This is a genomic window from Hephaestia caeni, from assembly GCF_003550065.1.
Classification (GTDB): Bacteria; Pseudomonadota; Alphaproteobacteria; order Sphingomonadales; family Sphingomonadaceae; genus Sphingomonas; species Sphingomonas caeni_A.
Genome location: NZ_QXDC01000004.1, coordinates 703715 through 716765 on the forward strand (window position 1 = coordinate 703715; position 13051 = coordinate 716765).

General features: G+C 67.2%; 13 protein-coding genes. 2 read left to right on the plus strand and 11 right to left on the minus strand.

Translation table 11 applies throughout. The features are described 5' to 3' along the window. Positions 1-7: 7 nt before the first annotated feature. From DFR49_RS17895 to DFR49_RS17935, 9 genes are all read right to left on the minus strand, one after another. Positions 8-328, minus strand: a complete 321-nt coding sequence (locus DFR49_RS17895; RefSeq protein ID WP_119037018.1) for a DMT family transporter — start codon at positions 326-328, stop codon at positions 8-10. A 176-nt stretch (positions 329-504) separates the two neighbouring features. Further along, a complete protein-coding gene (locus DFR49_RS17900; RefSeq protein ID WP_245968623.1) occupies positions 505-1065 on the minus strand; it encodes a F0F1 ATP synthase subunit B family protein in 561 nt (186 codons plus the stop codon). 13 nt (positions 1066-1078) lie between these two features. Continuing rightward, positions 1079-1561: a F0F1 ATP synthase subunit B gene (locus tag DFR49_RS17905; protein ID WP_119037019.1), complete on the minus strand. Its 483-nt coding sequence runs from the start codon at positions 1559-1561 to the stop codon at positions 1079-1081. A gap of 26 nt (positions 1562-1587) precedes the next feature. Beyond that, a complete protein-coding gene (atpE, locus tag DFR49_RS17910; protein ID WP_119037020.1) occupies positions 1588-1812 on the minus strand; it encodes an ATP synthase F0 subunit C in 225 nt (74 codons plus the stop codon). Between the two features lie 32 nt (positions 1813-1844). Further along, the gene (locus DFR49_RS17915) at positions 1845-2603 is read right to left on the minus strand and encodes a F0F1 ATP synthase subunit A (protein ID WP_119037021.1); all 759 of its coding nucleotides are present in this window, start codon (positions 2601-2603) and stop codon (positions 1845-1847) included. 10 nt (positions 2604-2613) lie between these two features. Continuing rightward, positions 2614-2919: an AtpZ/AtpI family protein gene (locus DFR49_RS17920; protein WP_211325929.1), complete on the minus strand. Its 306-nt coding sequence runs from the start codon at positions 2917-2919 to the stop codon at positions 2614-2616. Positions 2920-3138: 219 nt separating this feature from the next. Then, a complete protein-coding gene (locus tag DFR49_RS17925) occupies positions 3139-3528 on the minus strand; it encodes a YdbL family probable chaperone protein (protein WP_119037023.1) in 390 nt (129 codons plus the stop codon). Then, positions 3528-3710: a YnbE family lipoprotein gene (locus DFR49_RS17930; protein WP_119037024.1), complete on the minus strand. Its 183-nt coding sequence runs from the start codon at positions 3708-3710 to the stop codon at positions 3528-3530. Before DFR49_RS17930 ends, DFR49_RS17925 begins: the two co-directional genes overlap by 1 nt. 47 nt (positions 3711-3757) lie before the next feature. Next, a complete protein-coding gene (locus DFR49_RS17935) occupies positions 3758-6958 on the minus strand; it encodes an intermembrane phospholipid transport YdbH family protein (RefSeq protein WP_245968624.1) in 3201 nt (1066 codons plus the stop codon). A gap of 106 nt (positions 6959-7064) precedes the next feature. On the opposite strand from DFR49_RS17935, the gene radC reads away from it, so the two are divergent. Beyond that, positions 7065-7748: a RadC family protein gene (gene radC / locus DFR49_RS17940; RefSeq protein WP_119037025.1), complete on the plus strand. Its 684-nt coding sequence runs from the start codon at positions 7065-7067 to the stop codon at positions 7746-7748. Positions 7749-8082: 334 nt separating this feature from the next. Beyond that, complete coding sequence (gene purB / locus DFR49_RS17945; RefSeq protein WP_119037026.1) at positions 8083-9384, plus strand: adenylosuccinate lyase; 1302 nt, start codon at positions 8083-8085, stop codon at positions 9382-9384. 390 nt (positions 9385-9774) lie between these two features. Here the strand turns inward: purB and dnaJ are convergent, their stop codons facing one another. Then, positions 9775-10902 carry a molecular chaperone DnaJ gene (gene dnaJ / locus DFR49_RS17950; RefSeq protein ID WP_119037027.1) on the minus strand — a complete coding sequence of 376 codons (1128 nt, stop codon included), beginning with the start codon at positions 10900-10902 and terminating at the stop codon, positions 9775-9777. Between the two features lie 131 nt (positions 10903-11033). Further along, a complete protein-coding gene (dnaK, locus tag DFR49_RS17955) occupies positions 11034-12947 on the minus strand; it encodes a molecular chaperone DnaK (RefSeq protein ID WP_119037028.1) in 1914 nt (637 codons plus the stop codon). Positions 12948-13051: the final 104 nt, after the last annotated feature.

Genomic DNA, 13051 nt, shown 5'->3' on the forward strand with positions numbered 1-13051 from the left:
CGGGGCATCACCCCTGCGCGAACAGCTTGGTGCCGACGACGCCGATCACGATCAGCGCCATGAAGGCGGCCTGCACGCCGCTGACCTTGTCGCCGAAGAAGATCATGCCGCCGATGATGACGCCGACCGCGCCGAGACCGGTCCACACGGCATAAGCGGTGCCGGCCGGGATGCCGCGCATCGCCAGCGCGAGTAGCCCCATGTTGACGAACGACAGGATGATCGGGACCGCCGAGGCCTGCCATGTCGCGGCGGTCGCGGCCCATTTGAGGCTGAGCGCCCAGCAGATTTCGGTGAACACGGCGATGCCGAGGATGAGCCAGTGCATGGGGTTTGTCCCACGGGCTCTGGGATGGAGCGCGGCCGCCGGAAACCCGTAAGAGGCGGGACGCTTTGTAATGCTGACCGCGCCTCATGCCGGAGCTGGCCCGGCATTCAACCCTCAACGAACATTAGCGTTCGAGGCCCGTCGGACCCCGGAACAAGTCCGGGGTGACGCCACGTTCAGTTCGCCCGGCCGAGTCCCGCGATCGTTTTGTCGACCAGCGGCTTGTCCGCCTTGGCGCCGTGCTGCTGCGCGATGATGGCGCCCGCGGCGGCGGTGGCGGCTTCGGCGGCGTGCGCGCGGACGTCGGCGATCGCCTGACGTTCGGCGGCGGCGATCTTGTCTTCGGCCATCGCGGCGCGGCGCGTCATCAGATCATCGGCGTCGGCCTCGGCCTTGGCGAGCAACGCCTTGGCCTCGGCCTCGGCATGGGTGATGATCGCCTGCGCGTCGCCCGCGCTGGCGGCGTTGCGCCGCTGCGCTTCGGCGAGCAGCGCCTCGGCCTCGGCACGCAGCCGGGCGGCCTCGTCGAGTTCGCGGCGCGTATCGGCGATCCGGGCGTCGAGCGCGTCACGCAGCCGATGATGCGCGCGGCCGAACCAGAAGATGCCGACGATGAAGATCGTCAGGCTGACATAGACCCAACCCTCGGCGTTGAGGCCGAGCATCGTTTCGCCGGTGGTGATGCCGTGGGCGGCGCCTTCGGCATGGCCCGCGGCGGCGGCGAGGAAAAGCAGCATCCAGCCCGCTCCCTTACGCCAGCGCGGCGCGCGCGGCGCCGGTGGCGGTATCGGCGTCGGGGCGGGTGCCCGTCAGCTTTTCGACGATCTGGGTGGCGGCGTCGGCGGCGACGCGCTCGATCTCGCCCATTGCCTTGGCACGGGCAGCGCCGAGCGCCTTGTCCGCCGCCTCGGCACGCGCGCCGAGCGCGGCCTTGGACTGCGCGAGCTTCGCGTCGAGCGCGGCGGCGGCGGAACCGCGCGCCGCATCGAGCGTCGCCCGCGCCGATTCCTGCGCGGACGCGATCCCCGCCGCGTAATCGGCCTCGATCCGGTCGGCGTCGGCCTTCGCCTTCGCCGCCGAATCGATGTCCCCCGTCACCTTGTCCGCGCGTGCCTGCACCACGCGGCCGAGCTTGGGCAGCGTCGGCATCACGATCCCGAAGAACAGGATCGCGAAGGCGATGCAAAGCCAAACCATCTGCGGCGCGAAATTGGCAAGCTCGAACTGAGGCATCGGACTGGGACTCTAGCTTTCGAGTGTTACGCGAACGCGAGGTAGAGCGACACGACCGCCGCGATCAGACCAAGCGCTTCGACCACCGCGAAGCCGAGGAACAGGCGGCCCGAGATGCGCGGTTCGGCATCGGGATTGCGGAACGCGCCCTGAAGGTGGCTGCCGAACACGTAGCCGACGCCGATACCGGCGAGGCCCGCACCCATCGCCGCAAGACCGGCACCGATGAACTTGGCTGCTTCTGGATCCATGATCTCTCTTCCCTTGGATTAACGTCAGTGACTTAGTGGAGGTTGATCGCGTCGTTGAGATAGATCGACGCGAGCAGGGCGAAAACATAAGCCTGGATAAGCGCAATCAGCAATTCGAGCGCGGCAAGCGCGACGTTGACCGCGAGCGGCAGGACACCAAACACGACCGGAATAGCCTCGAACGACCCCAGCGCGACGACGAAGGTGCCGAACACCTTCAGCAGCACGTGCCCCGCGGTCATGTTCGCGAACAGCCGGACCGCGAGCGTGAACGGGCGCGCGAGGAAGCTGACCACCTCGATCGGCAGGATGACGATGCCGAGCGCGACGTTGACGCCCTTCGGCCAGAACAGCGTGAAGAAGTGCAGCCCGTGCTTCCAGAAGCCGACGATCAGCACGATGCCGAAGATGATGAACGCGAGCGCGAGCGTCACCGCGACATGGCTGGTGGGCGTGAACGCGCCGACCCAGGGAATCAGCCCGAGGATGTTGAGCGCGAGCACGAAGATGAAGATCGAGAAGATCAGCGGCACGAAACGACGGCCGTTGGGGCCGACGTTTTCGTCCATCATGCTGACGATGAAGCCGTAGATGGTTTCGACCGCGGCCTGCATCCGGCCCGGCACCAGCGTCGGCCGCGCGGTGCCCGCATAGAGGAACACCGCGACCACCGCGAGCGCGATGAGCATCCACAGCGATGAATTGGTGAACGAGAGGTCCACGCCCGCGACCGGCGGGATCGGGTGAAGCACCCGGATCGCGAACTGTTCCATCGGATTGTTGCCGGCCATCGCTTCCGCTCTACTCGTTATCGTTGGTCGGATCGGTATCGAACTGCTTCGACGTCTTCATCGCGCGGCGGAAACCGGCGGCAAAACCGAGCAGCAGGAACACGATCATCAGCCAGGGCGCGGTGCCGAGCCCCTTGTCGAGCAAGAAACCGATCAGCGCGGCGACCAGCACCGTGCCGACGAATTCGACGCCGACCGCCCAGCCCTTGGTTTCGGCCGAGCCGCCCGCACGCCCCGTCGGCACCTCGTGCGCGGCCCTGGCCTGCGCGATGCGGCGGTCCAGATCGTCGGACCCGTTCTGTCGGTCGTCAGCCAACGCTCGAATACACCCTGATATAGAAACGCCGCCAGGCATGATGCCGGCGACGAACAAAACCCCGGGCGACGCACGGTCCCCGTTGCGGCGCCCGTTTAGGAAAGGGGGGTGGTCGAGTCAACCATTGTGACCCGACCCCGCCACGCAATCGTCACTCCAGCGAAAGCTGGAGTCGCCCTTGCGGATAAAGATGCCAGCCTTCGCTGGCATGACGGAGGATCACACGCAGCGCGGATCGCGTTCGGGGGCGGCGGCGCCGCGCGTCTTCCAGGTGCCGTCGGGCGCCTTGTACTTCTCGCCCGCGGTCGTCTTGAGGATCAGGTTGCAGCCGGCGACGAACGCCATCTGCTCCACCGTCGCGCCGCTGGCGGCCTGCTTGGTGTAGGCGGCCTTGCGCTGGATATTGATGTTGTTGACGAGCGCGCGCAGATCGGGCGTCGCCGCGCCGACGATGCCGATATAGCCATCGGGCTGTTCGCCGATCTGGCCGGCGGCGCGCGCCGCGGCATAGGCCGGATCGCGCTGTGCGTAGGCAGCGGTGGCGAGCCCCGCGACCGCGAGCGTGCCGAGCCCCAAGGCCGCGAAGAAAAGCAATTTACCCTGTTTCATCAGAAAATTCCCGGGTTGTCCTGGATCAGCGATTTCGCCTCGCCATCGAGACGATACACCACTTCCTGGTCGATTTTGACGTTGAGGTTGATCTCGATCGGCTTGTCGGGCGCATTCACGGTCACGCAGCCGCCGGTGGCGCCGCCTGCGCCGATGAGCAGAATCGCGATCGCGCCCTTCATGCCTGCCGTGGTCGGTCTCCTGTCGGTTTGCGTCAATCCTGTTTCGGTCATGGCACGGTCTCGCTTTCGGTGGGCTGAATGGGCGCGTCAGCGGGCGTTGTCGAGGCGGGGGCGGCCGTCGCGGCGTTCTGCTGCTCGATGAGGCGGGGCAGGTTGCGCTCGATCAAGCGCGTGGGATCATAGAGGCTCTGCGCCGAATCGATCAGGCTGCGGAAGGGCGCGCGGATCGTCACGTTGAAGACGAACGGCAGTTTGGCGAGCCGCCGGATCAGGAAATTGGATTTGGTGCCCGCGCCCTGATCGATGCCCGCGAAATGGACTTCGGTGACCATCTCGCCGGCGAGCGGGCCGTTCATCGCGATCGTCAGGCTTTTATACTTTAGCGCCTTCAAGGCCTGAAACGCCATGTTGCCCCAGGTGCCGAGATCGTGCTGCGACACCGGGCCGACATAGGCGAGCGAGCCGCCGCCTTCGCGCACCGTAAGGTGGCCGTTCTCGATCCGGCCGCCGGTTTCGTCGAACACCATCGGCAGCGTGCCGTCGAACACGCCGGTCGCGCTGAGATTCTTGAAATCGAACTGCTGGAGGAACTGCGCAGCGTCCATGCCCCGAATCGTGAAGGTGAGCCGCCGCTGGCGGTGCTCGGCGAAATCGAGCGTGGTCGGCTCCAGCACCAGCTCACCGCCCGCGAACGGCCAGCGTCCGCCATCGACCTGGACCTGGGTGGGGCCGAGGAGGCGATAGCGGATGACGCCGTCGGTCGCCGCGACGCCCGGGTTGACCGACGCGATCGTCGCGGTCTGGCCGGGGGCGCTGACCATGTTGAGCAAGTCGGTGAAGCGGATTTCGGTAGCGAGCCCCTGGACGGGGCCGAACGCGGCGGCGAGATCGGTGGCGTCGGTGCCGAACCGGCCGGTGCTCGTCACGCCCTCCGGGCTCCACGCGATATGCCCCTGCCCGTGGACGATTCCGTTGACGTTGGCGATCACGCCGAAGGTGAGGCGCGTCAGCTTGTCGGGCTGGAAACCCTTGCCGAAGGTGACGCCGGGAATGGTGAGATCGGCGGTGCCGGTGCCCGCCGACAGATCGTGGCCGAGCCGGACGTCGGCGACCTTGGTGGCGGTTTCGGGCTCGGCGAGCGTGCCGGTGGCAGTGATCCGGTTGGCGGCGAGATCGAACGCGACGTCGTGCGAGACCAGCGGGTTGAAGCGTGGTTCCACCGCCGCGTCGGCGACGGTGAGGCCGCCGGTGAGCGCGAGCTTGCCGTCGGCGAAGCGCCAGTCGCCCGCCGCGGCGGACAGGATCAGCGGGACGTCGCCGATCTGCCCGCCCGCGCCCGAGAAGGTGCCCGCGACCGCGCCACCCGCGAGGCGGCCGTCGAGATGCGCGGCGTCGATCCGCGTCTGATTGCCTGTCGCGCCCAGCCGCGCAGCGACGTCGCTGAGCACGAAGCCGCGGCGGCCGAGCGCCAGTTCGGCCCCAGACGCATCAAGCGACAGCGGTGTCCGGCCGAGCCGGCCTTCGAGATGCGAGGCAGCGAGCCGTGCCCCGCCCGACAGCGCCGCGCCGTCGATCGCGAGCAGTGCGCGTCCCGCCGGGCAGAGCGTGAGCCGGGTGGGGTCGAGCACGAGGCTCGACACCGTCAGCGAATCGAACGAGAGCGGCGCGCACTGGCGGTTGACCAGCAGCCGCCCCGCCCCGTTCCAGACGCCGCTGATCGGCATCCGCGCATTCTCGATCCGCCCGTCGCCGAGCGGGCCGGAAAGCGTGGCGGTGGTCGCAAAGTGCGTCGCGCCATCGGGCGTCGCGGTAAAACTGACCGGGGTCAGCGCCAGCGACGCGCCGCCGGCGGCATAGGGGCGGATCAGCGCGTTGCCCGTCATCGGCCCGCGGGCGTGATCCTGATGAAGCTGCACTGCTGCGTCGGGCATCCCTCCGCCAGCGAGCGTCAGCAGCCCGTCGACGCGCAGGCCGCGATCGGGCCAGGCATATTGAACCCCGTCGCCGCTCGCGAGCGTCGCGTTGGCGCCGTTCGCCGCATGGACGATCAACCGCGAGACGCCGATACGGCCCTGCCCCTTGGCCTGGAGCGCGTCGATATTGGCGGTGACGTTGAAATCGCGGGTCGCCTCGGCACCCGCACGCGCGAGTTTCGCGACCAGCGGCCCGACGGGCGAGCCCTGCGTCGTGCCGGCGGCGTTTTCGATCCGCGCGCGCCAACCGTCGGCAAGCCGCGCCCCGCGCGCGCCGGCGCTGCCCTGGAAGGCGAGGAACCCATCCTCGACGCGGTAGCCGCCCGACAGGGTAACCCGGCCCCCGGTCACCTGATCCGATGCGAATGCGCCGGTCGCGAGATCGACCGAGCCCGAGGTCCGCGAGGGCGAGCCTTCGAAATCCACGCTGCCGGCCAGATCGCGCGCGTGCGCGGACGGCGCCCGAAGCGTCGCGACCCGAACCCGCGCGCGGCCCTGCCAGCGATCGAGCCGCTCGCCCAGCGTCACCGCGATCTCGCTGCGCGCGCCGGTGAGCCGCGCATCGCCGCAGGTGATGGTACCCGCGCTCAACGGGCCGTTGAGCGTCGGCCGCGCATCGGCGATCGAGACCCGCATCAGCGCCGCCGCACGCCCGAACGCGCAGCCAGCAAGATCGAGCTTTTCCGCCACGGCAACGACACGCCCCGCAAAGCCGTCGTCAAGCCGGCCGCTGCCGCGCGCGTGCAGGCCGATGACGCCATAGGGCGTTTCCAGCCGCATCCCGGCATCGGCCACCGTCACGTCGAGCGCGGGCAGCGCGAAGGGCTTTCCCGACGGCGGCGGCAGCAGCCGATCGATCGCGCCGAGCGACAGCGTGCCATCCACCAGCCGCCCGCGCAGCCGGACATGGCCCGCGCGCACCGCCGTTATCGACGCGCCCGACAGGCCGATGTCGGTCGACAGTTCGACCCAGTCGGCAACCAGATCGGGGTGTGCGGGATCGCCGATGACGAGGTTGGTCAGCCGCTGGCGGCCGAACCCGAGGTCGGCGATGTGATAGCGCGCGGTGACGCCCTTTTCGGCGAGGAAGCGATCGACATAGCCCGCCGCGATCGGCTTGCGCTGGGTCCACACCCCGATCAGCGGGACGAGCACCAGCGCCGAACCGCCGATCAGCCACCAGCGCAGCGCGCCGAGCCGGGGAACGGTACGACGACGACGCGGCGCCGGTGCGGGCTCGACGGTCGCCTCGTCCTCGTCCTCGTCACGCGTCACGCCGCTCGTCACTCCTCACCCATGCTTCAGGCGCCTCTTAACCATAGGCAAGATGAACGCAGACACAATTGCATACGTCCCCGTCGCTGCGTAATCCCTGGGTGACATGGATGCGCCTTCGCCAGACTATATCGGCCATCGCAGCCGGTTGCGCGAGCGCCTGATCTCGGGCGGCGGCGATACGTTGCTCGACCACGAGCTGATCGAATATCTGCTGATGCTCGCCGTGCCGCGGCGCGACACCAAGGCGCTCGCCAAGCGGCTGCTCGCCGAATTCGGGGGGATGGCAGAGCTGCTCGCCGCCGACGCCGGCTCGATCGCGCGGGTGAAGGATGCCGGCGACGGCGTCGTCGCGGCGATCAAAATCGCGCAGGCGGTGGCGCTGCGCGTGCTCCAGGCGGAGGCATCGGCGCAGCCGGTGCTCGCCAACTGGCAGGCGCTGATCGATTACCTGACCGCGCGGCTGGCGCACCAGACGATCGAAAGCGTGCGCGTGCTCCACCTTAACACGCGCAACATCCTGATCCGCGACGAGGAGATGAGCCGCGGCTCGATCGACGAATCGGCGGTCTATGTCCGCGAGGTGATCCGGCGTGCGATCGAGCTGGGTTCGGCGGCGCTGATCCTCGTCCACAACCATCCCTCCGGCGACCCCGCGCCGAGCCGCGCCGATATCGACATCACCCGCAACGTGATCGAGGCGGGCAAGAGGATGGGGATCGCGGTGCACGACCATCTGATCATTGGCCGTGGGGGGCACGCCAGCCTGAGGTCGATGGGGCTGATCTAGGGTCAGGACCCTAAGTTTTCCGGGGAGGAACGAAGCGGCCGCCGGGCGCGGTCGCCCGGCGGCCGGTCTCAGGGCTCGTAGCCGTTCCGTAGTGACGTACGAGGTGCCCTGGGACGGGAAAGGCGGTCAACCCACGTTGGTGCGCGCCGCAAAGGGGAACGGCGCCGTGACCGCGCTTGGTTCTCAGGTTCAACCCTTCGCGTCGCGACATGGGTTCGTCGGCTGGCGGTTTGTCGGCGCGGCTCGTCCCTGCTACCGCGCCCCTCGCCGCGACTCCGAGCCCGATTTGCGACGAGGCGCCCGGCGACATTGTTTCAGCAAAGGATTTGCCCGCATGGTGCCGCGTTACGCCCGCCCCGCGATGTCGGATATCTGGACTCCCGAATCGCGATTCCGCATCTGGTTCGAGATCGAGGCGCACGCCACCGATGCGCTCGCCGAGTTGGGCGTCGTGCCCAAGGAGGCCGCCAAGGCGATCTGGGAGAAAGGCGCGTTCGAGGTCGAGCGGATCGACGCGATCGAGGCCGAGGTGAAGCACGACGTCATCGCCTTTTTGACCAACGTCGCCGAGCATGTCGGCGAGCCGGCGCGCTTCATGCACCAGGGGATGACCAGTTCGGACGTGCTCGACACCTGCCTTGCGGTGCAACTGGCGCGCGCGAGCGACATCCTGCTCGACGATCTCGACAAGCTGCTCGAGGCGATCAAGCGCCGCGCGCTGGAGCACAAGCTGACGCCGACGATCGGGCGCAGTCACGGCATCCATGCCGAGCCCGTCACCTTCGGGCTCAAGCTCGCGCAGGCCTATGCCGAGTTCGACCGCAACCGCGCGCGGTTGAAGGCGGCGCGCGCCGATGTCGCGACCTGTGCGATCTCGGGCGCGGTGGGGACGTTCGCCAACATCGACCCCCGCGTCGAAGCGCATGTGGCCGAGAAGATGGGGCTCACCACCGAGCCGGTCTCGACGCAGGTGATCCCGCGCGACCGGCACGCGATGTTCTTCGCGACGCTGGGCGTGATCGCGTCGTCGATCGAGCGGCTGGCGACCGAAGTGCGGCACCTGCAACGTACCGAGGTACTGGAGGCCGAGGAATATTTCTCGCCGGGCCAGAAGGGCTCATCGGCGATGCCGCACAAGCGCAATCCGGTGCTGACCGAGAATCTGACCGGGCTCGCGCGGATGGTGCGTGGCTATGTGACCCCGGCGCTGGAGAATGTGGCGCTGTGGCACGAGCGCGATATCTCGCATTCTTCCGTGGAGCGCTTCATCGGGCCGGATGCCACGATCACGCTCGATTTCGCGCTCGCACGGCTGACGAGCGTGATCGACAAGCTCGTCGTCTATCCGGCGCGGATGCAGAAGAATCTCGATCGTATGGGCGGGCTCGTTCATTCGCAGCGCGTGCTGCTGGCGCTGACGCAGGCGGGGGTGAGCCGCGAGGACGCGTACCGGCTGGTGCAGCGCAACGCGATGAAGGTGTGGGAGTCAGACGGCGCGCTGTCGCTGATGGAATTGCTCAAGGCCGATCCCGACGTGACCGCCGCCTTGTCGCCGCAGGAGATCGAGGCGCGGTTCGACCTCGATTATCACCTCAAGCACGTCGACACGATCTTCGCGCGGGTGTTCGGGGATTAGGGTCAGGACCCCAGGCTGAGCGCAGCCAGGGGTTCGCTGTTCTCCCGCGAAGGCGGGAGTCCGTCTTAGATCGAGCACCGGAACCTGATCCGCTCTCGCAATCGTTACGGTAGCGGTTGCGTTTGCTGCAAGTGCGAAGAAATTCCTTGCGGTTGCCCTTTAAATTGCCGTCCCTATCTATGTTGCACCGCAGCGATGCGGAAGCCGGGCACGGGGCCCGGCCAGACAGGAGACCGGATAATGCGCAACTATGAGACGACGGCGTTCGGCGCCGTGGCCCTGATTGCCCAGGCACTGGTCGTCGCCGTGATCTTCGCGGCCTGAACCAGTTTCCGACAATCCCGCCTGCCGCGCCGCTGGGCATGGCAGGCGGCAGCCTGGTTTTCGATCTCAGCCGCCGACCGCTTTCTTCACCTTCGCGAAAAAGCCCGTCGATTCAGGGCATTCCTCGCCGGTTTCGGTCTCGCGGAACGCCTCGAGCAATTCCTTCTGGCGCGCGCTCAGCCGGGTCGGCGTTTCGACCTCGATCCGCACCACGAGATCGCCGCGGCCGCGGCCCTGAAGCACCGGCATGCCCGCGCCGCGATGGCGGATCTCGCGGCCGGACTGGATACCCGTCGGAATCTTGACCTGATAGGTCTCCCCATCGGGATTGGGAATTTCGATCACCCCGCCGAGCGCGGCGGTGGTGAAGCTGATCGGCGCGCGCGCGTAGAGCGTGGTGCCCTCGCGCTCGAACAGCGGGTGCCGCGCGACATGGATGAAGATGTAGAGATCGCCCGCCGGCGCGCCGCGCGCGCCCGCCTCGCCTTCGCCCGACAGGCGGATGCGCGTGCCTTCGTCGACCCCGGCGGGGATATTGACGCTCAGCGTCCTGGTGGTGTCGACGCGGCCCTCGCCGCGGCAGTCGCGGCACGGATCGGCGATCGTCTCGCCCGCGCCGGCGCATGAAGGGCAGGCGCGTTCGACAACGAAAAAACCCTGTTGCGCGCGGACCTTGCCCATGCCGCCGCAGGTGCGGCACGTCTGCGCCTCGGTGCCCGGCGTGGCGCCGGAGCCCTCGCAGGTGTCGCACGCACCCGAGACATCGATCGTGATGTCGGCCGACTTGCCGTGGAACGCCTCTTCGAGGCTGATCTCCATATCGTAGCGCAGATCGGCGCCGCGGCGCGCCTGCGGGCGGCCGCGCGCGCTGGCACCGCCCATGAACTCGCCGAAAATATCCTCGAAAATGTCGCTGAAAGCACCGAAATCGGCGCCGCCGCCGCCGCGATGGCCGCCGCCCCCGTTCGCGAAAGCGGCATGGCCGAAACGATCATAAGCCGCACGTTTCTGCGGATCCTTGAGGCAATCATAGGCCTCGTTGACCGCCTTGAACTTGGCCTCATGCTCCTTGCACCCGCCATGTTTGTCGGGGTGCAGATTGATCGCGAGGCGGCGATAGGCGGACTTGATCGTCCCCGCATCCGCATCGCGCGCGCAGCCGAGCAGCTCGTAATAATCGACTTGGGTGGTCATGCGGCCCCCGCAAGCTTTTCCACGTCACCCCCGCGGAGGAAGCGGGGGTCCATCTCCCCACTGTCCCACATAGCGGCAACGGCAAGAGATGGGTTCCCGCCTACGCGGGAATGACGTGAGATAAGCATGTCTTACGCCTTGTTGTCGTCCACTTCCGAGAATTCGGCATCGACCACGTCGTCGTCGCCGCCGGCCTCGCCGCCAGCCCCCGCACCGTCGCCGGGGGAGGCCTCGCTCTGCTGCTGCTTCTCGTAGATTGCCTGGCCGAGCTTCATCGCGACCTGTGCGAGGGCATTTGCCTTGTCCTTCATCGCTTCGGCATCGCCGCCCTCAACCGCGGCCTTGGCGTCGGTGATCGCCGTTTCGATCTCACCCTTGAGCGCGGCGTCGATCTTGTCGCCATGTTCGGCGAGTTCGCGTTCGGTGGTGTGGATCAGGCTTTCGGCGTTGTTCTTCGCCTCGGCCGCCTCGCGGCGCTTCTTGTCCTCGTCGGCGAACTTCTCGGCGTCCTGGACCATCGATTCGATGTCGGAATCGGACAGACCGCCCGAGGCCTGGATGCGGATCTGCTGTTCCTTGCCCGTGCCCTTGTCCTTGGCCGAGACGTTGACGATGCCGTTGGCGTCGATGTCGAACGTGACCTCGATCTGCGGCACGCCGCGCGGCGCCGGCGGGATGCCGACGAGATCGAACTGGCCGAGCATCTTGTTGTCGGCCGCCATCTCGCGCTCGCCCTGGAACACGCGGATCGTCACCGCCTGCTGGTTGTCGTCGGCGGTCGAATAGGTCTGGCTTTTCTTGGTCGGGATCGTCGTGTTGCGATCGATCATGCGCGTGAACACGCCGCCCAGCGTCTCGATGCCGAGCGACAGCGGGGTCACGTCGAGCAGCAGCACGTCCTTGACGTCGCCCTGGAGCACGCCAGCCTGGATCGCGGCGCCGATCGCCACCACCTCGTCCGGGTTGACGCCGGTGTGCGGCTCCTTGCCGAAGAAATCCTTCACGATCGAGCGGACCTTGGGCATCCGCGTCATGCCGCCGACGAGCACGACCTCGTCGATCGCATCGGCCTTGAGGCCGGCATCCTTGAGCGCCTTCTTGCACGGATCGAGCGTGCGCTTGATGAGATCCTCGACCAATTGTTCGAGATCGGCGCGGGTGATCGCCTTCACCAGATGCTTCGGGCCGTTCTGATCGGCGGTGATGAAGGGCAGGTTGACCTCGGTCGTCTGCGCCGACGACAGCTCGATCTTCGCCTTTTCAGCCGCTTCCTTCAAACGCTGGAGCGCGAGCTTGTCCTTGGTGAGATCGATGCCCTCGGTCTTCTTGAAATCCTCCGCGAGGAATTTCAGCAGCTTGGCGTCGAAATCCTCGCCGCCCAGGAAAGTGTCGCCGTTGGTCGCCTTCACCTCGAACACGCCGTCGCCGACCTCGAGGATCGAGATATCGAACGTGCCGCCGCCGAGATCGTAGACCGCGATGGTCTTGTTCTCGTTCTTGTCGAGCCCGTAGGCGAGCGCCGCCGCGGTCGGCTCGTTGATGATGCGCAGCACTTCGAGGCCCGCAATCTTGCCGGCATCCTTGGTCGCCTGGCGCTGGGCGTCGTTGAAATAGGCCGGCACGGTGATCACCGCCTGCGCCACCGTTTCGCCGAGATACGATTCGGCGGTTTCCTTCATCTTCTGCAGGATGAACGCCGAAATCTGCGCCGGGCTGTAATCCTGCCCGCCTGCCTTCACCCAGGCATCGCCGTTCGAGCCCTTGGCGATCGTATAGGGGACGAGTTCCATGTCCTTCTTGGTCATGGGATCGTCGAAGCGGCGGCCGATCAGGCGCTTGACCGCGAAGACGGTGTTGTCCGGATTGGTGACCGCCTGGCGCTTGGCCGGCTGGCCGATCAGGCGCTCGCCATCCTTGGCGAACGCGACCACCGACGGCGTCGTCCGCGCGCCTTCGGCATTTTCGATAACCTTGGGCTTGCCGCCTTCCATCACCGCAACGCAGCTATTGGTGGTGCCCAGATCGATTCCGATAACTTTAGCCATAGTTCCTCATTGGCCCCGAACTATTAAACAACAGCCGGCTGCACGCACCGTCGAAGCGACGCCACGCGCAACCGTTACCGAGCGGATATAGGGGGGCTTGTCCT